This window comes from Paenibacillus nanchangensis (genome assembly GCF_046543445.1).
Classification (GTDB): domain Bacteria; phylum Bacillota; class Bacilli; order Paenibacillales; family Paenibacillaceae; genus Paenibacillus_AQ; species Paenibacillus_AQ nanchangensis.
Map to the genome: position 1 here is coordinate 1 of NZ_JBHOFD010000060.1, position 21,964 is coordinate 21,964.

20 protein-coding genes are annotated in these 21,964 nt (G+C 50.9%); 1 reads left to right on the forward strand and 19 read right to left on the reverse strand.

Annotated features, from left to right (window positions below; genetic code table 11):
• The 8 genes from ACE6ED_RS28495 to ACE6ED_RS28530 form a co-directional block, all read right to left on the reverse strand.
• The coding region (locus ACE6ED_RS28495) for an S-layer homology domain-containing protein (RefSeq protein ID WP_410830827.1) at positions 1-3,897 on the reverse strand (3,897 nt) is incomplete at its 3' end.
• A 960-nt stretch (positions 3,898-4,857) separates the two neighbouring features.
• A complete protein-coding gene (locus ACE6ED_RS28500) occupies positions 4,858-5,049 on the reverse strand; it encodes a toll/interleukin-1 receptor domain-containing protein (RefSeq protein ID WP_410830828.1) in 192 nt (63 codons plus the stop codon).
• Between the two features lie 22 nt (positions 5,050-5,071).
• Positions 5,072-5,398: a DUF6980 family protein gene (locus tag ACE6ED_RS28505; RefSeq protein WP_410830829.1), complete on the reverse strand. Its 327-nt coding sequence runs from the start codon at positions 5,396-5,398 to the stop codon at positions 5,072-5,074.
• 8 nt (positions 5,399-5,406) lie between these two features.
• Positions 5,407-5,874: a CDI toxin immunity protein gene (locus ACE6ED_RS28510; RefSeq protein ID WP_410830830.1), complete on the reverse strand. Its 468-nt coding sequence runs from the start codon at positions 5,872-5,874 to the stop codon at positions 5,407-5,409.
• 256 nt (positions 5,875-6,130) lie between these two features.
• Positions 6,131-7,699 (reverse strand): 23S rRNA (uracil(1939)-C(5))-methyltransferase RlmD, encoded by a 1,569-nt coding sequence (gene rlmD, locus ACE6ED_RS28515; protein WP_410830845.1) that lies wholly within the window; start codon positions 7,697-7,699, stop codon positions 6,131-6,133.
• Between the two features lie 451 nt (positions 7,700-8,150).
• Complete coding sequence (locus ACE6ED_RS28520; protein WP_410830831.1) at positions 8,151-9,041, reverse strand: diacylglycerol kinase; 891 nt, start codon at positions 9,039-9,041, stop codon at positions 8,151-8,153.
• 199 nt (positions 9,042-9,240) lie between these two features.
• Positions 9,241-10,011 (reverse strand): sirohydrochlorin chelatase, encoded by a 771-nt coding sequence (locus ACE6ED_RS28525; RefSeq protein WP_410830832.1) that lies wholly within the window; start codon positions 10,009-10,011, stop codon positions 9,241-9,243.
• A 4-nt stretch (positions 10,012-10,015) separates the two neighbouring features.
• The gene (locus tag ACE6ED_RS28530) at positions 10,016-10,306 is read right to left on the reverse strand and encodes a YerC/YecD family TrpR-related protein (RefSeq protein WP_410830846.1); all 291 of its coding nucleotides are present in this window, start codon (positions 10,304-10,306) and stop codon (positions 10,016-10,018) included.
• A 332-nt stretch (positions 10,307-10,638) separates the two neighbouring features.
• Between ACE6ED_RS28530 and ACE6ED_RS28535 the strand changes: the two genes are divergently transcribed.
• A complete protein-coding gene (locus tag ACE6ED_RS28535) occupies positions 10,639-11,208 on the forward strand; it encodes a tyrosine protein kinase (protein WP_410830833.1) in 570 nt (189 codons plus the stop codon).
• Positions 11,209-11,318: 110 nt separating this feature from the next.
• Here the strand turns inward: ACE6ED_RS28535 and corA are convergent, their stop codons facing one another.
• The 11 genes from corA to ACE6ED_RS28590 all read right to left on the reverse strand — a co-directional run.
• On the reverse strand, positions 11,319-12,278 hold the full coding sequence (corA, locus tag ACE6ED_RS28540; protein WP_410830834.1) for a magnesium/cobalt transporter CorA: 960 nt from the start codon (positions 12,276-12,278) through the stop codon (positions 11,319-11,321).
• 389 nt (positions 12,279-12,667) lie between these two features.
• The gene (locus ACE6ED_RS28545; protein WP_410830835.1) at positions 12,668-13,183 is read right to left on the reverse strand and encodes a GNAT family N-acetyltransferase; all 516 of its coding nucleotides are present in this window, start codon (positions 13,181-13,183) and stop codon (positions 12,668-12,670) included.
• 275 nt (positions 13,184-13,458) lie between these two features.
• The gene (locus ACE6ED_RS28550) at positions 13,459-14,361 is read right to left on the reverse strand and encodes a response regulator (protein WP_410830836.1); all 903 of its coding nucleotides are present in this window, start codon (positions 14,359-14,361) and stop codon (positions 13,459-13,461) included.
• Between the two features lie 2 nt (positions 14,362-14,363).
• On the reverse strand, positions 14,364-15,650 hold the full coding sequence (locus tag ACE6ED_RS28555) for an ATP-binding protein (RefSeq protein WP_410830837.1): 1,287 nt from the start codon (positions 15,648-15,650) through the stop codon (positions 14,364-14,366).
• 79 nt (positions 15,651-15,729) lie between these two features.
• On the reverse strand, positions 15,730-16,380 hold the full coding sequence (locus tag ACE6ED_RS28560; protein ID WP_410830838.1) for an amino acid ABC transporter permease: 651 nt from the start codon (positions 16,378-16,380) through the stop codon (positions 15,730-15,732).
• 39 nt (positions 16,381-16,419) lie between these two features.
• Positions 16,420-17,070, reverse strand: a complete 651-nt coding sequence (locus tag ACE6ED_RS28565; RefSeq protein ID WP_410830839.1) for an amino acid ABC transporter permease — start codon at positions 17,068-17,070, stop codon at positions 16,420-16,422.
• A gap of 406 nt (positions 17,071-17,476) precedes the next feature.
• Positions 17,477-18,298 carry a transporter substrate-binding domain-containing protein gene (locus ACE6ED_RS28570; protein WP_410830840.1) on the reverse strand — a complete coding sequence of 274 codons (822 nt, stop codon included), beginning with the start codon at positions 18,296-18,298 and terminating at the stop codon, positions 17,477-17,479.
• A 64-nt stretch (positions 18,299-18,362) separates the two neighbouring features.
• Positions 18,363-19,091, reverse strand: a complete 729-nt coding sequence (locus ACE6ED_RS28575; protein WP_410830841.1) for an amino acid ABC transporter ATP-binding protein — start codon at positions 19,089-19,091, stop codon at positions 18,363-18,365.
• 659 nt (positions 19,092-19,750) lie between these two features.
• Positions 19,751-20,386, reverse strand: coding sequence for a hypothetical protein (locus ACE6ED_RS28580; RefSeq protein ID WP_410830842.1), 636 nt, complete (start codon positions 20,384-20,386; stop codon positions 19,751-19,753).
• Between the two features lie 388 nt (positions 20,387-20,774).
• Positions 20,775-21,212 (reverse strand): hypothetical protein, encoded by a 438-nt coding sequence (locus ACE6ED_RS28585; protein ID WP_410830843.1) that lies wholly within the window; start codon positions 21,210-21,212, stop codon positions 20,775-20,777.
• Between the two features lie 20 nt (positions 21,213-21,232).
• Positions 21,233-21,964, reverse strand: a 732-nt coding sequence (locus ACE6ED_RS28590) for a polymorphic toxin type 30 domain-containing protein (RefSeq protein ID WP_410830844.1), incomplete at its 5' end; no start/stop codon positions are given.

The window sequence follows — 21,964 nt, forward strand, 5'->3', positions numbered from 1 at the left end:
AGAGAATTTCTCCAAATCCGCAGCCGTACCCGGGTTATTCAACTTTTTCTCCAGCTTCAAGGCTCTTTCGGTCAACACCATCATGTCTTGTCTTGTAATCTTCTGATTGCTGCCGAATCTGTCGTTGTCCAGGCCATTGGCAATACCCAGCGCTTTGGCAATTGCAATTTCATTATAGTAGTAAGTATCCTTCTGCACATCACTAAAGTTCCCATTTACGTTTGCAGTTAAGCCAAGTGCCCTGACAAGGGAATACAGGAAATCTGCTCTTGTGATATCCGCTGACGGATTGAATACAGGTCCCTCTGTCTTGAGAATATCCTTGGATGCAAGAACTTCAACCGCATTCTTGGCCCATGCTGCCGTTCCGAGATCTGTAAATGTCTTGGATACGTAAGCTACTGCGTAGTTGCTAAAATGAGTTGTGGTGAAGGTTACCAAACCGGTCTTGGGAGAATAACGTCCGCTCGGTACGGTCAAAACATTTCCGCTTCCGTCAATGTACCAGACAACAATCTTTTCGGGATTCTTCAATTCGTCCGCAGACGGCTCGTAAGGCACGGATACGGTTACAGGTGCAACGGGGTTGCTCCAGGCCGTTTCTTTTCCGTCCACCTTAAGGCTAAGCTGAATGACTGGCTTATCACCGAGAGCCGCCTTCACTTCCGCCGGGAGCTTGGACTTGTCACTTTTTCCAATCTCCAGTGCTACTTCCTTACCGTTGCTTTCTGTTGTGCCTGCCAGCATGTTACCGGATATGACTACCTGACCGAATTCTGTGGAAACTGTGAGTTTGTCATCCTTTGTTCCGCTGGTCAGTGCTGCAGCAGGCAAGCTTATCGAGTATAAATTCACTCCTTGCGCGGCAGGGATGTCCAGGGTAACATTTTTCCCCATCAATTCCTTTGCTTTTGCCAGATCAAGTACCTTTACCAATGCGGTTCCATTGTTCACAGTCGCCTGCATGGTTACTTTCTGACCCTGTACAACTGGCGCTGAGAGTGCAGGTGTTGAAGAGGCTGCAGGTGCATAAGTTGAAGGCTCTTCAGGTGCAGATGTTGCAGGTACAGGTGTTGATGGTGATGGTGTTGCAGGCGCAGGCGTTGCAGATGGTGTCCCCGATCCGGGAGTAGACGAAGGTTCTGTCTTCCCATTTGTCACTTTGATGGTGTATGTCTTTACCGTACCGTTTGCCGCTATTACCTCTACCTTTATATCCGTTCCTGTACCAGGTGTCAGCGAGATGGCTCCAGAAGCTGTACCGCTGGCAACCACCGTGCCGTTTACTTTAATGGATGACCTGCTGTCTGCCGCTGTCGCTGTCACGGTGATGCTGCTGGCATCCTGAAGGGACACCTCGTACTCTGTGGTTGCTGCGTTGAACGCCGGCTGGAGTGTTCCCGCACTCAGTGTCAAACCGCTGAGGTCCGCATTCACAGTACCTGGTGTATAGACTCCAAGATCGCCAAGGTCAATGGCATTACTCTGGATTTTCTCGTATTCACCTGCAAAAAAACCATCCAGATACGAATGCCCCAGAATGAATCTGTCCGGTTTCATGGCGCCATAGTAGCCGGCATTCGCATTGCTCTGACCGTCAAACAGGACATAACTTCCCTGCCATCCTGAACCGGATACGCCCCAACTGATGATGTGATCGATATACGGGGCGAACTTGGTAAACGTTTTGTACAGCAGCGCGTACTGATAACCAAGGGCGTCCGACTGTCTTACATTGAGCACTTCGGGAGCGGTCGCGCCTCCTCCGGGGGCATCGGTTGGCACCTTAAGATCAAGCTCTGAATAGGTAATACCCGACAGCAGGCCCCGGTCAACGAGAGAGGCATAAAGGGCCATCGCATATTGGTTATCGCTTGCCAGGGTCTTACCCACCGCATCGTGTCCCTGGATACCGATGTCTTCGATAAGGGGCCTTCCGTCATACAGCGGATCGGAGCGCCATGCGGTATTTAATTCGAGCACCATGTTGTATACGGTTCTCGCTTTGCTGCGGGTCGCAAGTCCGTAATCGTTGTAGGTCAGCTTCGGAGGATTGTCAACGATGTAAGCGTCAATGCTGCCGTCGTTGTCATGTCCGTCCAGCTTCATGTACTCCGGAAGGTTCGCGTAATTGGCTTTGTAAGCTGCCGCCATCTTGGCGTTGGGGGCCGCGATGTGCGCGTTTTTGAAAAGCAGGTAAATGTAATGGTTAGTGATGTCGCCGCCAATCTCATCATCTGACATGGCAACAAGCCAGTTGGTATGTTTAAGGCTCGTTCTCCAGCTGTTCGCATCCTCAGGAATGAGTTCGCTGTGGCGGCTTTCGTGTACCTCTTCGTTAAGTACGTCCCACGAATTGAAAGGAATGACGCCACGGGATTCGCTGGAGCCGTACTTCGTATCTGTGGTCAGGAAGTGCCGCATCACATACATGGTATGGTTAAACTGCACTCTTCTCGCCATTTCTTTGTCTACCTTAACCGTAGTTGTAACACCGTTGCCAAGTCCGTAGAAATTGGTAGAGCCATTATACCCGGAAGACAGGTTCGCGGGAATAATCTGTGTCATCCATCCGGGGGCCTGGTTGTACCATGCCAAAACATGGCCGTGAGATTTGTACTGTCCGGGAGTTCCGGAATCCCTGATCGCCTGATAAGCGCTGGTCGGGAAACTGTATTCCGCTAAGCCAGGGGTGGTAGTTGCACCGTTCAGGGCCTCGCCGGTCACGCTTTTCAGCCATTCCGGGCCACGAGGATGCGTTCCATCGGCCTTTAGATTGTTGCCGTCGACAAAAATTTCATAGTGATTGGCTCTGGTTCCGGTTACGGGGCCGGTGCCGATCGAGCCGACCATAAACAGGCCATTTTCTTTATTGTAAACACTCTTTAGAGGCGCTACGGCACTCTGGTGTTCCTTATTGACTACACTTGGAAGCGCAGTGCCGTTAGGATCAGGTGCGTTAATCTGGATGTTGGAGACCAGCAGCATACCGGTTTCAGCAGGACGGGCATTTTCGCCATGTAGCTCAAGAATAAAGTTCGAGGAAACGCCCGTTGAGGCGGTAATGCTGTGATGAGCCTTCAACCAGGATTCACCGTTGTAGCTGCCAACCCAGTCGGGATTCAGGTTGTTGTACTGATAATCTCTGAGGTAGCTGTCGAGGTTATTGTTGGTATTTCGGATTCTCCACCTCATGTATTTGCCCTGTGCGCTCTTGGGATAGTAGACATCGAATTCAATCGTTGAACCCTCTGGGACATTTACAGCCGGGGACAATGGGGATTCCAGACTTATACCGCCGAACGTGCCTGTTCCGCTATGGACGTAATTAATTTGCAGCACTTCAGCTTTGCCCTCTGAATCTGCAAAAGGATACGGAATCATCTTGAATGTGCCACCGGCAAAGTCGGCGGGGACACGGTTATCAAGCGGAGTTCTTGCCGTCCAGGTATTGGTGGGCGCAGTAACTTTTACAGGAACTTTACCCGGACCTGGATCAAGACGGAAATAGGGATCGGAACCGTCTGATTTGATATTTTTAGTAAAAGTGACTATTGCTTCTTTAAGGGTGGCTATAGCCTCGGCTGAGGGAGTGTTCGGATCTCGCGCAAATTCAAGCGCAGCATTAAGAGCTTCAAGTTCGCCAACGTGCACCCATGGCCAGGCCTGGTTCACATCAGCACCATAAACGGACCCATAGACAGTTTGGCTGACTTGGAGCGGGAATTCCTGATTGCCGGTTTTTAGAGCTTCGGCTTGAGCAATGAGGTCATTTAATTCCACTGTCAGTTCGTCTCCGGCCGCAGCAGCTGGGATGGGAGGATACGTGAATACGGAGAACAACATGATGACAATGAGGAGGCGGGAAATGTTGATTACACCTTTTCTACTATTCATCTTCGTTTGACTCCTTTTCTTAAGGAAACCTCTAAAGTCTTGTTTTAGAGTCACCCCAATTAAAATGTTGTTTCGGATGAAGATATCGGGTTTTCGAGTATTCACTCCTTGGGTTACGCCATGTCTGGCTTGTCGATCAATAAACACCTCCCTCTGAAGATAAATGGCAGCCAAAGCTTGAAAACGCATTCAAAAAAGCAGACAGATAGAAGGTCTCGATTATCTACAGCCCAGACATTAGAATGCAGCCCCGCTTCTGCTGACCACACTGTTCCTCCAAAACGTCTTACGCAGTAACAAAACGATGCCCTTACCTTCAAGAAGTTAATTGTATGCGCTTTCTCCTAGCAGTGTTTAAAAGCCAATTACTTGCTTTAACAGCCTTCATAATAACAATAGAAAGGGAAAACCTAAATATGGGTAATGCACGAATGATTTTAATATAATACGAAAATAGACCACTTTGCTTTCGAAAACCCGCATGACATAACGAACAAAGTGTTGCTTTACTTGCTTGGAAAAGAAGATGATCCCATGGTCGCAGAAGCTCCGAATAGTTACTACAATCGGTTTGCACATTTAACCAAGATGTGAATTGAAACTGGACAAAAGCACGGAGTCATTCCCGAAACGGTTGATGCGGAGAAGACAGGCGATATGTTCACGTTAATGACATTCGGATTAAGAATTCGTTCAGGTATTCCACAGACACAGGGCGCTTTTAAAGCCCAGGATCTATCGGAATTTATTCAAAACATTCTAATTGGAAACTAACGGAGAAAGGGTGCGAAGTTATGGAACCACTAATTGTTCTATTTAGCGTTACAATTATCATTCTCATCGCGGGAATCTCAGGAGTAAGGCGTCTGCAATCATGGCCGGTTGCGCTTCGGGGAGGGGTTGTTCCTCTACCTTTGTTTTGTATCCTTTATCGCAGATAACTAGAACCTTTTCTATCTCTTACGAACGAACCATACTCTCCATAAAGGCATAAATATCATGCCCTTCTTTCATGTCCCATTTGTCCAATACAACATCTACGTAGTTATCACGTAACCTAATAGCCAATTCCAGTACCCAATCTTCATGGACTTGTGAAGTCCAACTATATGAAATAAATATTTTGGGAGGTTTCACTGTTTTGTTTGTCATAGAGTATCCCTTCTCTATCCGATTAATTCACTCTATACCATTCATCAGACTTGAATCTTTGTGGTATATCCTGCTCAAATGGGTCATCAAAGCCTAATTCATCTAATGTATCAAACCACAAATCCCTCTTTGATGCTGGAAGTTTACATCCACACCAAGGGCAAAATTCAATTAATATATAGGATGAACCACCATCATGTACAATCAAGCCATATTCATCGAATCTAGGACTATAGTAAATTACATTATCTGGACACTCGAACGGGTCATCGTGTTGCTCACACTTATGATGTATTCGATCTGTCATCTGCTCATAATAGAACTTTTCCAACTCAATCACCACTTTCATACAGATAATCAAGTTAAACCTACAGTAAATTCACCTTCATGATAAAATTCAATAACGTAGTAAGTAGGACAGTAAATATAGGTATCGAAGTCAACTGCTAAAACATCTTCAACTTTATCAATTATCTTGGGCATATGCGTCTGTAACACAGGGTGATTTCCACCCCAAATGATATAAACTGGTGTTCTTATATCAACATTCAAGGCTTTCAAAGTAGGTAATGCATCTGTAACCGCATTTATTTTGCACCATTTAGGAATTTTCTCCCAATCAATTCTTCCCCAAGAAGTAAAAGGAATGGTTTGTACCAATACATTTCTGATTGTTTCACTTGATTCTTCTGACATAATAATAGTACCTTCACCCAATGCTTCAATACATTCCTCAAATAATTTAGTATACGAAATCTTCTGTTTGGACTTCTGCTTCCTTAAAAGCTGTTCAAGTCTCCATTTACTATCCCCATTGTGTTCCATACGTTCACCCTTACTAGAATCAATTCTCAGGTACGCACAATGACCCAAGCCTATTATACAATATGTTGGAATTGTATTTCGTATCGCTGTACTATTGGTTTGGGTAGCCGAGTAGATGTGTATGACCCTATTAGGCAAAGTGAAAACCCTTTTTAGATGTAAACCACCCCCGAGGACGATTTCAATTGCTCCCGCTTCCTATGTACAAATAAAAACGCCCTCTCCATGAAGAGAGGGCAAATCCCACATTAACTTCTCATTCGTTATTTCCGTTCCAAACTAATAGTGAACAGCACTCCACATGCACCGTATGCGGAAACATATCCACCGGCTGCACTTCCACCGTTCGATACCCGCCATCTTCCAGCACCCGCAAATCCCGAGCCAACGTCGAAGGATTGCACGACACATACACCACCCGCTCCGGCCCCATCTCCAAAATGGTGTCCAACAGACGCGGATCGCAGCCCTTACGCGGAGGATCGACAACGATAACATCGGGCGTGACGCCCTGTTCTTTCCAGCGCGGAATTACATCCTCTGAAGGTCCTGCCTCAAACTCCACGTTTGTCATGTTGTTCAGCCGCGCATTGGCGCGGGCGTCTTCAATAGCTTCCGGCACAATCTCTACGCCATAGACTTGGTCAGCGTGCTGCGCCAGGAATAGGGAGATTGTACCGATGCCGCAGTACGCGTCAATAACGGTTTCCTTACCGGTTAGCCCCGCGTATTCAACGGTTTTGCCGTAGAGTACCTCTGTCTGGACCGGATTCACTTGGTAAAACGATCTCGGCGAGATCGCGAACTGGACATTGCCAATATAATCATAAATCACTTCACGTCCCCACAGGACGCGTGTTTCTTCGCCAAAAATAACATTAGTCTTCTTAGTATTCACGTTCTGGCAAATGCTCACGACTTCAGGAAGCTGCTCCCGGATGCTGCCGATCCACGCATCGGCATGCGGGATGTCACGCCCGTTGGTCACCAGAACCAGCATCAGTTCACCGGTGCGAAAAGCTTTTTTCACCACGACATGTCGAAGCAATCCACGCCCGGTTTCTTCGTTATATGCGCGTATGCCGAGTTCTCGGCCAATTGTCTTAACAATGCGGACTACGTCATCATTATGCTCATGCTGGATTAGACACGTCTCCATGTCGATGATCCGATGACTGCCGCGCGCGTAAAAGCCGCCAACCAGACCGCCTTCAGCCACGCCAATTGGCACCTGTGCTTTGTTGCGGTAACGCCAAGGCTCGTCCATTCCGAGTGTAGGGCGAACCACGATTCCTTCATCCAGCTGTGTTTCTCGATCGGCCAGCCGGGACTCCAGAGTAGCAGGCTGGATCTGCAGATCAACAGAGTGATCTTGCAGATCCGCAGACTGAGCTTGCAATTCGGCAGACCGAGCCTGCGAGTCGGCTGAAGCTGCCACTGGCTGAAGCTCCGACTGCAAGCTTCCAGCCACTCCTTGCGCCACCCGCAGCTTCCCGATCCGCTCCAGGTTGTCCACAACAAGCTGCCGCTTCCAGACCAGTTGGGCGGCATAGTCCATATGCTGCAGTTGGCAGCCGCCGCATTGGTCGTAAATCGGGCATGGTGGAGCGATTCGGCTTACGCTGGCCTGGACGAGCTCCAGCATTTTAGCGTAGCCGTACTGCTTTTTGGTCTTCAGCACCTTGGCCCGGACCCGTTCGCCGGGGAGTGCGCCTTGTACAAACAAAGTGTACCCTTCTACACGGCCGACGCCTTCCCCCTCATGGGTCAGGCCGGTGATGTCCAGCAGCAGTTCATCGTTTTTGGCTACAGGCAGGCCGGGGATTGGGGCTGCAGCGGATTCCCGGAGGTTGCCACCAGTACGGGTCCCTTGAGCCGTTCTATCCCTTCCAACCGCGCTGCCACTCCTTTGCCCCACTCTATCTCTTCCGCCTGCACTGCTCCTCCCCTGACCGGCACCGTTCCGCTCCCCGGCCCCACTTCCCTGACCTGCGCCGCGGCCGCGTCGTTGTTTGTTCAAGGTGTTCCCTTCTTTCTTGTAAGAATCAATAAACTCCGCCCGAATCGAGCGGAGTGTGTAGGTCTATAAATAAAAGTCTCGGGAGCCTCCGTCCGGACGGCATCATCCGGACAGATCCATTGCCGGTACACCCGGTGCGCATCCCGCATTCTTATTGCGCTAAATCATTAATCCCATTAAGCGATGGCTAATCTGATACCATTCGCACGTCTTTAGGCTGTCTCTGTCCCTTAGAATTCGCCACTGTATGTTCCAATCACCCATTCGCCGCAAAAATTCGCAAATGCTCCGGCAAAACCTGAAACTGCCCGGGCAGTGTGCCGCCCAGCTCGCCGTCCAGGTTCAGCTGAACATGGCCTGGGGAAGTGACTTCCATAGCGTCGGTGCGGAAGTAGACGACTTTTTTGTCGTTCAGGTGTTCTCCGCGCAGCGCCAGTGTGACGAGGCGGATGAACTCCGCGAGGTTGCACTTCTTCAGCGCAATCACGTCGAACAGGCCGTCGTCGATGCGCGCGCCAGGCGCCAGCTTCTCGAAGCCGCCAACCGAATTCGTGTTGGCGATCAGGAACAACATGAACTCGTCGTGATACGTCTCCTGGCCGTTCGCACGGATAATCAGCTCCGTTGGCGAGAGACTGGCCATTTTTTCGATACCCTTCAAATAATAAGCCAGCTGCCCAATCATGGTCTTCAGCTTGCTCGGCACTTCGTACGTCAGCTCGGTCAGCGATCCGCCGCCGGCTATATTAATGAAGTAACGGTCATTGGCTTTGCCAAGATCGATCAGACGCGACTCCTGGCGCACAATCAGGTTGCAGGAATCCTCCCAGTTCTTCGGGATGCCCATCGCCCGCGCAAAATCATTGGTCGTCCCAAGCGGCAGCACGCCAAGCGGCGGCAGATTCGGTTTCTCCGCCATGCCGTTGATGACCTCGTTCAGGGTGCCGTCCCCGCCGGCTGCGATGATCAGATCGTATCCGCGCTCTACCGCTTCAGCCGCAGCAATCGTCGCGTCGCCCTCTCCGGTCGTGGCATGGCATGAGGTCTCAATGCCGCCTTGATCCAGCCGTTCCAAAATATCGGCCAGCCGTCTCTTCATTTCCTCCCGACCCGAAGTGGGATTATATATCAGTCTCGCACTTTTCATTCCCGGAACGCCCCTGTTTTCGAATATAGAAAGATCAAACCACACTGATTATACCCAAATTGTTAGGGGACAATCAATGCCGGAGCCTTTTTTCCCGCCCGAACCGCCTGTTCTTCCCTGATTCCAGTGTATGCTGTTAACGGAATGTTAAGACTGGACACCCGTCCAGACCGTTTGTCACTTTAAAAATCGAGAATGCTCACCACTCGCCCCGCGCCCGGCGCAGCAGCACGTCTGCCTGAACCGAAATCCAGTGGGCCAGCAGCGGATGGGGCAGCAGCGTTTTGCCCGTATAGTGATAGGATAGCCCTTTTAGGCGTCTTGGAATCACATGGGTTGTAAAATATCCCTCACTAAGAAAAAGCGGCGCAACCAGCACCGTTAACCCGCGCTCCTGCAGCTCCCGCACTTTCGCTTGAAGATTGTCCGGATTCAGCAGGCCAAAATCAGCCGCAGCAACGCCGCTCACTTCCCGGACCCGTCCGGCAAGAGACGCCATCCCCCGCTCCCAGCGCTGCCGGAAGCCGTCATGCACGCTCCCGTGTCCCACAAGCAAAATCGCTTCCCGCTCCGGCTCCCGTGACAGCTCGCGCAGCTTGTCCCAGAGCATCACCGCAATGTCGGGATCGTCGTCCACCGGGTAGCCGTAATGCACCCGCGCTTGGACACGGAAGGGCAGCAGATCCGTTTCTTTTTCAGGTTCGGGCTTAGCACCTAGCGCATACTCAATTTCGTCCACATGCGTACTGCCGGAAGAAACGAACAGCGGCACCGTCAAAATATCCGTCACGCCTTCGCGCTCCAGCGCATCAATCCCGTCCTGAATCAGACGCCCCTCCACCAGCTCCAAAAAAGAAACCGCCACGGGAAGCTCCTCCCGCAGCGATAAACCGCTTACGGCTTCATCTACGAGCGAGACCCAAGCCTCTTCTCTGGAGCCGTGACTGATAATAAGCAGACCCGGCTTCATTAGGTTACCTGCCGAGCCGTTCCAATGTAAGTTTGTAGCCGTCGTTGCCGTAGTTCAGGCAGCGTTTGACGCGCGAAATGGTAGCCGTGCTGGCACCCGTCTCCGCTTCAATCTGGTTATACGTGCAGCCTTTGCCGAGCATGCGCGCCACTTCGAGCCGCTGGGACAGCGACTGAATTTCGTTAACGGTGCACAGATCGTCAAAGAACACATAACATTCTTCTATATCCTTCAAAGTCAGAATCGCTTCGAACAATTGATCGATACTTTTATCATTCAGCTTCTTCAGCTGCATCACGAATCATCCCCTATTATGGCTGTCTAGCCTCTACTATATTGTACCTGAGCGCATTTTTCAACCATTAACGATTTCACGCTGTAAAGTACAAAAATAGCGGACAATTGTCCGCCAAGGAAAGACAATATGTGACAATTTGTAGTCGGACGGCACATTCCCTCCGTTAATTCACCAATACCGTAAAAAATGACCAGTTACACGACGTGCCGCACCCGTCTGGGCAGCCGCCCGTTTCCGCTCCTATCCCGGTTCACCCGGGCATTCGTCCATACCTTATGTCCGCCCATGACATACAGTATAGCAAACCATTGACAAAGGAAAGTGATCGTATGTCTAATCACTACTATCATCATTCCCGCCAGCGTCAGACGCGTTCGCTTGCAGGGTCTACGCTCTCTTCGCCATATCCCGGAATCAGTCCTTACGTGCAGGCGTCCGAATCGACCGGACTGCTAAGTACGGGTGCGGAAGCTGCAACGGAGACGGCGCTGGGCGTTCCGGTCGCTGCGGAAGCGGGAGCTGCGGCTACAACCAAAACCGGCGGGCTCGGCGGACTGCTAGGCGGACTTGGCGGCGGGCTGGGCAATCTCGGGAATCTAGGCGACCTGAAAGGCATTATTGATAAAATGGGCGGCATCGACGGGATCGTGAGTTCCATCAGCAAGGTTCAAAAGGTGATGGAGAGCTTCCAGCAGGTAGCCCCGATGGTGAAACTGGTTATGGGCAGCTTTGGCAAAAACAAAGGCAAGAGCGCACCAATCGAGGAAGACGTCGAATACTACACCCCCAAACGGCGCAAAAAAAGAAGAAGCTCCACGCAGCGGCGCAAATCTTCTTCTAATTCGGGCAAATCAAAGCGCCTATCGTCCGGCCGCCCCAACCGCAAACGCCGCCGTTGATTCCGGCGGCGGGGCAGTTCTATGCGGCGGGCTAACACCAAGCAGCCATCCAGCACCAAGCGGCGTTTCTGCCGGCAGCGTCCAGCTTATCGCGGGCTGCCGGCCGCTTTTTACTTAAACCACCCGCGCCGCTGGAACCATAACACCATCCCGCCCCCAAGCGCCAGCATCAGCAGCAGCACACCAAAATAGCCGAAATGCCAGCCCAGCTCCGGCATATGCTCAAAGTTCATCCCATAAATCCCCGCAATCAGGGTCAGCGGCATAAAAATCGTTGTAATCACCGTCAGCGTCTTCATAATCGTATTCATCCGGTTCGAGTTCAGCGAGATGTAGCTGTCGCGCAGATCCGCCGTCATTTCGCGGTCGGCCTCAAGCATATCGGTCAGCTTCAGCAGATGGTCGTAAATGTCGCCAAAATAAATCCGTCCCTCGCCGCTGTTCTGGACATGCTGGGAGTTCACGATCCGGTACATCAGGTCGCGCATCGGAACAATGGTCCGGCGCAGCTTGAGCAGCCGGCTCCGCACGTCGAACACCTGGTTCAGCAGCTCCTCCACCGACTCCCGTTCGCTGCGGTTTTCCAGCTCGGCCAATTCATCTTCGATCGCATACAGCGTCGGAAAATAGTGATCCACCAGCTTATCGATCACCGTATACGCGGTAGACATCGGCCCGGACAGCCAGCCGTCGCGCTGGCGGATCTGCTCCGCGACCAGGCGCCAGGCTTCGTCCATTTCTGCTTTTTCATCGTGGTGGTAGGAGACGAGAAAGGTTTTGCCGACAAACAGGTCGATTTCCTCCGCCTCCAGCGTCGTTTCATTGATCGCATGCAGCACAAAAAACTGGATCTCCTCGTAATAGTCCAGCTTCGGCCGCTGCAGCACATGCATGCAGTCCTCTATCGCCAGCGGGTGAAAATGAAAAAAGCTGTCCAGCAGCTCGGTCTCCTCCGGCGTCGGCGCATCAAAATCAGCCCAAAACCAGGCATAATCGCCCTGCCGGATTTGCTCCAGGTCAAGTCCTGTCTTCACCTCGCCGGACGGCGTTACCGCTAGCGTTCTAATCATTTGGGATCCTCCTTTCTTTTATAGTCCTGGTCCTGTCTATTCTCGCTTCCTGTCTGTATGGCCTACTTTGGTTTGGGCTGCTACTGGGCTGGCCTACTTTGGTTTGTGCTACTACTGAGCTGGCCTACTTTGGTTTGGGCTACTGCTGGTTTGGGCTACTGCCTGTTTGGACTACTGCTGGTCCGGCCTCTCCCGCTAGTGCTCGTTCTCCCTTGCTCTTGGTCCGGCCCACTCCCGCCAGCGCTCATTCTCCCTAGCTCTTGGTCCGGATTGCTCCCGCCAGTGCACGCTCCGCTTTACTGCCCGCAGCCAGCTCTTGCGATCTTCCTGCCCCCGCTTACTCCTGCCCTGCCTACTCCTGCCTCAAGCTACTTCCGTCTCCCCCGGCCTCAAAACAACCGTGCCATGGTATACTCATCAACTGGACTTCCGCCGACCATCAATGTTCTATGCTTTGTCCCTTCCACAACAAAACCCATCTTTTTATACAGCGCCACTGCCCGCGCATTATGTGTCATCACTGTCAGCTCCAAACGTGTGAGCGGAGTCTGTTCGCTCCAAGCAAGCACCGCTTCAAACAGCCGGGTGCCGACGCCTTGTCCGGCATAGCTTGCGGCCACGCCCGTGACGATATACCCGCAGTGCGCATTGCGGCGGTACCCGCCGCCTTCCACGCTCACAAATCCAGCCAGCTCGTGCATGCCTTCCACTGCGGCAACCATAATGACCGAGTTGGACGATGCCGCGTAACTCTTCAGCCGCTCGCGCAGCTTGTCTTCCGTCGCTGTCCGTTCATCCGGCTCCAGCAGCATGAATTGGCTTTCCCGGTCCAGCCGCCGCTGCAGCTGAAGCAGCGCCCCGGCGTCTTCCTCGCGGGCTTTCCGTATCGAGATCATTGTGCTCATCCCTTCGTAATCCTTATGTACTTCCTCAATATAGCACAACGCCGAAATAAAAAAACACCGCGATCCCCGAAACCGGGAATGCGGCCGCTGCCTCGTTACACATCTATTTGGGACTTCCGGTTGCTGTTATTTTCGGAGTTCCTGAATGGTAAGCTCAGATCACGGTAGAACTCCGAAAATAAAGGCAACCACGCCAGCCCCTAAGGCTTCAACTACTTATGTCCCTGCTCCTTTTACACTCTCAGTTCGACACTTCAGTCTATATCGTTTATGCCTTACCGCCCGAGCTGCTCCCGCAGCTCCAAATACAGCACCTGCAAGAACTTCTTGATGTTCACCTTGATTTTGCCGGGCTCCCGGCCGGATTCGATTTCCTTCATTTTAAGCCGGACATCCTCGAAGTCAAAATACAGCGGCGCATAATACTCAAACTTCGGATGGCTGTAATCGGTCAGTCCGATGGAGGCAAGATTGGTTAGTCCGGCGGCGATCGCCCGGCGCAGCCGCTGTTCGATTGCCTTGCTCTCTTTGGCAATCTCCGCAGGGCCGTCCTTGTAAGCCGCAGCTACCGCTACGTACATCTCTTTCAGCGGCGGAAATCCCGCCTCCTCCTCGCGGCCGAGCAGGTACTCCATCATCAGGGTGATGTCCCGGCTGCCGCTTTCCCCGACAATGCCGAGGTTCATCAGAATCGGCTGCAAGGCGTCACGGACGGTGCGTTTGACAGGCGCCAGCGGCACTGCGCCGAACTGCAAGCCTTCCAGCTTTTCGAGACTGGACTTGATCTCCTCCAGATACCGGTTGATCGCATACCGCTCATTCACCTTGCGCAGTACCGATTCAACTTCAATCCGGTTAATCGGCTTACGGACAAAAAACTCAATCCCGCTGCGGTAAGCCCGCCCCACCATATCCTGATTTTCGATCTGCGAAATCATTACGAACTTGGACTGGCAGCCCTGCGCCTGGAGCGACTGGATGGTCTCAATCCCGTCCTGATCGGGCATAAGCAGGTCCATGAGCACCACGTCGGGTGCTTCCTCCAGAATCATCCGCACGCCTTCCTGCCCGCCGGCGGCCGTTCCGGCCACTTCGCCGATCCCGCCGTCTTCAATGATGTACTGCAGCATTCTTCTCGCCGCGGCATCGTCATCCACTATGCAGAACGTAAGCGGCATGATTACTCCTCCTTCCGCAGTTTATCCGTAGGAATTTTGACCTGAAACAGCGTCCCCTTGCCCCGTGCGCTTGGCGCAATCGCGATTTCTCCCCCGTACATATTGACGATGTCCCGCACATGCGATAGACCGATCCCCGTCGCCGCCACACCTTCTTCGTTAAACTTGGTCGTAAAACCCGGCTCGAACAGCAGCTCCATATCCCGTTTATCGATCCCCCGCCCCGTATCCGAGACGGAAAACACCGTAATCCCGCCCTGCTCATATACATCCAGTGTCACCGACCCGCTTTCCCGGATCGACTCCACCGCATTGGCCGTCAGATTGTTCAGCAGCGTCAGCAGCGGGATATAATCCGGCGTCGCGTAGTCGTCCATAACGTTATGCGAAAAAAATACCGATTTCCCCACCAGCTCCGCATACTTGGCGTTGCTCTTCAGCGTAAACCGGATAATGCCCGAAAGCGGCATATCCGCCGTGTCTTCCCGGTCAACCAGCCGCACCAGTCCGGCCAAAATGCGCTGCGAATCTTTTTTGACCTCATGAATGCGTTGGGTGATATCCAGCACCTTCCGGCCGTGCGCGTCCTGCGCATCTTCCTTAAGCCGGTTATACAGACTGTAGCTGTCCAAAGTGACCTGCTCCAGCGTATCGATCGACTTGCGCAGGTAAAACACTTCGCCGTACAGTCCCGAGCCAAAGCCCAGCATCTGCTCGATTCGGCGGTTTTGCTCGCCCTGCACCGCCCTGAGCTTGTAGACGGACACACTGCTGTACAGCCCCGTGGTAAAGTACGTGCGCAGCATGGCCACCGCCATCAGGTATGCCCAATCCCCCAGCCGGAACGACGGCGTGCCGCCCGCCACAAGCCGGGCCAGCAGTTCCATTTCATTGGAGATGAGATCGACCATTGCCGCAAGCAGTCCAAGAATGAGCGGATGAAACGTGTCGATTCGGCTTTTGATCAGCTTCATACAAAGCGCGAACACGACGTAGTAGACCATCGCCGAACCGTGCCGCTGCAGACTGTCGATCAGCGTCACCGCCGGCTCCTGCAGCCGGTCCAGCCCCATCCGGAACATCAGCACAAACACTCCGGTGACCAGTCCGGTCAACGCGTAAGGCAGCTGCCGCATAAGCAGCAAGAACAGCAGAAACGCGCTGCTGCCCAAGCCGATGCGAAATAAATCGCCGACAAACGGATTAAACTTGAACTCGCCTGCGATAGCCGTGCCGGCCGCGACGATCAGGATTTGAAGCAAAGCGGTTTTTTGTGCCGAGGATTTCATCGATCATCTACTCCCGGGGAGAAGTTGAGGCTTATCGTATCATATCCGCGCCCGTTTTCCTACGAAATCCTACACTTATCTATGCAGTCTTGCTCTCCAGCCGTCTCGACAGCAGGGACAGCAGATAGTTGACGGTAAAATATATCAACGCAACAAGCAGCAAAATCGGAATCGTATAGTTGAAGCCGTGTCCGATAATAATTCCCGCGTTGTGCATGAGATCGGCCAGCGAAATGACAACCGCCAGCGACGTATCCTTCAGCAGCGAGATAAACTGGCTGACCATCGGCGGCACCATCCGGCGAAGGCCCTGCGGCAGCACGATGTGCCACAACGTCTGCACCCGGTTAAGGCCTGACGAGCGCGCCGCTTCAATCTGGCCTTTATCGACTGACGCCAGTCCTCCGCGTACAATCTCGGAAATCATGGCTGCTTCGAACACCGTCAGCGCCGTAATGGCGGCAGCAATCGGACCCAGCCGGATGCCGACCTCGGGCAGCGCAAAACGTGTAAAAAAGATAATTAAGAGCAGCGGCAGGTTCCGGATCAGTTCCACCAGCACAAACGTAACCGGCGACAGCACCGGAATTTGCGTATATCGGATAATGCCGGCGATGCAGCCGAGGACGAAGCTGAGCACGATGGAGGCGAACGCCACGATCAGCGTAATCCACAAGCCGTCCAGCAAAAAAGATAAATTCTCAGATGAATATGCCCCGGCGAAGTCCATGATCGTATCCCTCCTTTTTTATTCGTAATATAAAGTGCCTTAGTACTGCCGCTGCAATTTCCGTTCCCACACCCGAATGCCGTAGCTGAGCGGGAGCGTCAGAAGCAGGTAGAAGATCGCAACAAAGATATAAGTGTCAAAGGTGCGGTACGTTTCCGTATTGATAATGTCGGCAAAATACATCAGATCCATGCCGGCGACAATCGTCAGCACCGACGAGTTTTTGATCAGGTTGATGAACTGGTTGCCCAGCGGCGGGATGACCAGCTTGATCGCCTGCGGAAGTACGACGTGCAGCATCGTCTGCATATACGAGAGTCCTGAAGAACGTGCGGCTTCCGTCTGTCCTTTTGGCACCGCCATGATGCCGGCCCGGATCGCTTCCGCGATAAACGCTGAGGTGTAGACTGCAAGACCAATCGTCCCGGACGTGAATCCGTCCATTGGCGACCCGAAGGCGGACGGCCCATAATAAAAAATATAGACGACCAGCAGCAGCGGAATATTGCGGATAAATTCGACGTATCCGGTGCCGAACCAGCGCAAGGGCCGGACGGTGGCAATACGGAAGACAGCTATGATCGCTCCGATCACAAAACTCCCGGCCAACGCCAGAAGGCTGGAGAGGATCGTGTTTAGGAACCCTTCCATATAAATGCCAAAATAATCGGTCAATATTCTAAACTCCATGGTAGTAGTCACCTGCCTCTGCTTTTAAAAAATGTAGAACCCGCGACATACACGAAAGGATGGCGGCGGGGTGGCCCCGTTCCATCCTTGTGTATCCGGTATGCCGGCCGGTGTTATTCAGGCTTTGGCCTATCGCAGGCCGATGTTATTCAGGCTTCGGGCTATTACAGCCGGCCAGCATCCAGCCGGCTAGGCACGGAGCCTATCGGGCAGACATCCAGTCGGCCGGGCACCGAGCCTATTAGTCAGACAGACATCCAGTCGGCCAGGCACCGAGCCTATCAGCAGGAGCCCTGCCGATTCCCCACCCCTGCCCCATTGTCGGGGTCAAGGGAGGGGTCAGGGGTCAGGGGTCAGAGCTCAGGACTCATCACCGGTTCCCCGCGCCTATCAGCCGGTGCCCCGCTTATTCAGCCGCCGGAGCCTTGCCGATCCATTTTGTGTAAATGGCGTCGTATTCGCCGTTTTCTTTCAGTTCAGCCAGCGTATCGTTAACGACCTTAACGACTTCGGTGTTGCCTTTTTGAATAGCGATGCCGTACGGTTCGTCGGTAAACGGCTTGCCGACCACTTCATAGTTCGGGTCCTGGGCGGACATGCCGTACAGGATCGCGTCGTCCGTCGTCAGCGCCTCGCCTTGGCCCGCCTTCAGCGCGCTAAAAGCATCCTGGTAGTTGTCGAATTCCAGCACCTTGATGCCCGGTACTTTCTCCTTGATGTTTTTCACGGAAGTCGCACCCTTGGAGCCGAGGATCGTCGTGTCCTTTGTGACGTCTTCAATGCCTTTGATCGGGCTGCCTTTCTTCACCAGCAGCGATTGTCCAGCCTGGAAGTAGACGTCGGAGAAGTCGACTTCTTTCTTGCGTTCTTCAGTAATCGTCATCGTAGCGACAATCATATCGATTTCGCCGTTGTTCAGCATCGGAATGCGCGTCTTTGACGTGACTTCCTTCAGCTCAATTGCATTTTCGTCGCCGAGGATATGCTTCGCGATCGCTTTGGAGATGTCAATGTCGAAGCCTTCCACATTCCCCGAAGCCGGATCCTTCAGCCCAAACAGCTTGGTGTCGAACTTCACGCCGACAACCAGTTTGCCGCGTTCTTTAATGGCCTCAACACCACCGGCCTCGCCGCTTGCTGCCGTTCCGCCGCCGTTGTTGCCGCAGCCCGCCAATACAAACAGAGCAGTTACCATCATCAGGCCAAACCGTTTCCAGCTCTTTTTCATCCTTCTCCATCTCCCTTGTTATATAATGGTCAATCTGTATCTCCACCGGCTCACCGGTCAAACATCAATGGCTGAGCACCCGACTCAGGAAAGTCCGTGTCCGTTCTTCTTTTGGTGCCGCGAAAAACTGCTCAGGCGCAGCTTCTTCTACAATTTGCCCTTGGTCCATAAAAATTACCCGGTCCGCCACCTCGCGGGCAAACCCCATCTCATGCGTCACGACCACCATCGTCATGCCTTCTTTGGCCAAAGCCCGCATAACGTCCAGCACCTCGCCCACCATCTCGGGGTCAAGCGCCGAGGTGGGTTCGTCGAACAGCATGATTTTGGGCTTCATCGCCAGTCCGCGGGCGATCGCCACCCGCTGCTGCTGACCGCCGGAGAGCTGGGACGGATACGACTGCGCTTTGTCGGCAATGCCCACCTTTTCCAGGTAGTACATAGCCGTCTCTACCGCCTCCTGCTTCGGCACGCCCAGCACCTTGACTGGGGCCAGGGTGATGTTGTCGATTACTTTTTTATGCGGGTACAGATTGAAATGCTGGAACACCATCCCGATGTCGCGCCGCACCTTATTGATATCCGTCTTTTTGTCATTGACCGAAATGCCGCCTACCGTCAGCTCGCCGCTCGTTATCGTCTCCAGGCGGTTGATGCAGCGGAGCATCGTACTTTTGCCCGATCCGGACGGCCCGACCACCACCACGACTTCGCCTTCCTGCACATGCAGTTCGATTCCTTTTAGTACATGAAACTGACCGTAATGCTTATCGACTCCATGAAAATCGATCAACGGTAGACCCCCTTTGCCTCAGCTTGTTTCCATCTGTTAACTATCGTAACACTTGTGATACACCTTAATGCACCGCCTACAAAAAACTATGCATTCCTACGACTATCTATCAGTAAATATGTAAAAAAACTTTTGAATATGTGAGATATTTCATTTTATTGGCAGCCTGATAATGAATTTTTATCAAAATGCTGTGACTTTTCATCACATCATTTCTGAGTTTAGCGGAATAGCGGGTCCTTTCGGGATACGTTTTAAATTTATTCAGCAACGGAGGGAGTTGATGTATTCAGTGACTTCTTTAATATGCCACCCCTAATCTTATTTGCACGGTATCTACCTTAATAGTTGCGACGTATTGCTGTTTTGTCCTCCCTATCGGGGTGGCTTATTCTACAGTTCGAGCAATTTCTAAAAAAACAAGAAGATAACAAAAAACAGGCCTATCATGGTGGTGTTGGACCATAATCGACCTGTTTATTAATGGAATAGGATATTTAGGTTATAAAAATAAAAGCTTTTTATGTGCGTTGATGTGAGCACAACAGAAATGGAGAAACCGTTATACGGGTATTACATGCAAGGGTTAAATGTGTTATTGGTTGAATGATAGGGCCATTACGTACCTGGCTGGGTAGCCTCACAAAAAAAAGAACCGACTATCTAATTAATTCTATTAATTTCCGATACGCTTCTTCTGCATCACCTTTATTTTTAGAATTTTGAAGAAGATTATCTAAGAAATCTTCGATGAAATTTTTGATAGTGGATTCAAATATGCAAAACGGTACATACTTAACTCCAACTGGATGAATAAATGAAATTCCTTCCGAAGAGTAAGTGGACTCATTATTCCAAGAAATCTCTATTTTATCGTTAACTCTTCTGAAAAATACATCAGGCAAAAATGAGCCTGCTCTATTTGAAAACCAAGAGTGCTTAAACTCCCATTCTTGTTTTTTATCGAACCAAGCATTAAACTTATCACCGTTATCTGATTTAAACAACAAACAATTATCTAAAAGTTCAAGTGAGTGTCGTCCTTCAACAGGGAGGGGGAACGATTCTTCACTCAAAATATACTTTAGATTTTCGCTAAACCATTCGACAATGTGTATTAAGTTCCATTGGTAGGTAATTTCGCTATCCACTCTTTTATATCGACACACATCTATTCCGCGAACAAATAATTTAAACATTCCCCATGTTTCACCAGTCAAACTTAATTCATTAAACGGATTATTATCAAACTCATATTGAATAGCAAATGCATTCTTATCTCCGAAAGTCCTCAAAGTGAGGCACCTCACTTGTTTTTTAATAGCTTATTGTATTCCACCTTCGTAAATTTCACCATTCTTTAAGCAACTATCTCAGCAGGAACTTCTTTAGCAGGATTCATAACTTCCTATGGATTGCCATCACATCAATATGTGCTTCAAGTTAATGGTCTGCCTGTCCCACTAGCTTGCTATTTCTGTTGCTACTTGAGAGTCAGTATACCACCAGATCATCTTAACTCATTCGCCTATCGCATGTGCTGTCTGACAGTAACCACTTGTCTTCCTGTACGATTGTCTGATGTCTATGAGTTTTTAAAAGTTTATCAAATATTTGAATTGTTTAGTGTTTGGTTTGTTGGTTGTATTGCACGAGTTGCCGCTATGTTGTAAACGTATGACATTATTCTTGGTTTTTCGCCCAATACCCCTCAATTTCATTTATTGCATTTACTGCATCTGCTCTAATGCTCCCATTCTCATGGTCCAAATACTTGGTCAGATAGAATAGGTAATCCTTTTTAAAAGTGAAACCTAAAATCGTCAATGCAGAATGGAGACATTCTTCAGGCAAACTATCAAGATTGTGTGCTAAAATATTAAAATTAATCTCATCAATATTCTTATATGTTGCTGCGGTAAGTATTACGTTAAATATTTCCTCCTTAATTTCCAAGTTTTCTTCTTTAAATCCGAAATCAAGCAATGCTATAACTAGTTCCTTAAAATTCTCAATTGAATTATTATATGATTCAAAGACATCACAAAGGTGGCTTAATATCTCCACTTTTTCGTCAATTTCTGAACCGGAGAGTGTTTCCCTTAGTTCTTCTACTGTCAATTTCTTCACCTTCCTTCCTTTTATGGAGTAAACGGGATATGAGTCTCATTGGCAATTGACTCATCATAGTGCGGGCTGTTTTCCCTAAGAACATTCTCTTTATGAAAATTCCCGTTTGAATCCATTGTCCACTTCCATTTTGGGTTTACTTGTTTGACCTCTACTCTATAGATCCAACCATTTGCAGCATTACTTCCGGGTGGGGCGGAAGGATCGATACTGTGCGCGCGAACATCCCATGTCTTCCCTGCCTCATCAACCCATCTGAATTTCACTCCTTCTTTTGCTCCTCCTGGTACTTCCCGCCAAGGAATTTGCTTAGCATCCGCAGGTATCCTAGATATAAGGTCGTTTACATCTTTAACATTTTGAAAATCCCCAACTGCTCCAGTACCAATTCTATCAAGGTCTATATTAGGAGCTTGTGACGTCCCCTCAGCATCTTTCCCCTTCACCTCCGCAGGCTTCGCCGGATCCCCCATCTTCGGATTCGTCAATTTATCATTAACTCCGCCCAATCCTTCTCCGCCTACACCCATCCAATATAGCGCTTCGGCTGTCTTTTGGGTCGGACTCTGAAGCCCCTTACCTAGGGCAGCCAGACCAGAACCCGCCGTATTGCCGATTCCCGCTATCGCTACTTGGGGGCCCAGCCCGTTTCGCAAGCCTTCCATCATTTCCGGGACGGCCTTCTTTGCTGCATCCGCCAGCTCTCGGGTGACTTTGATCCCGCCTTTTACTGCCTTCCCTGT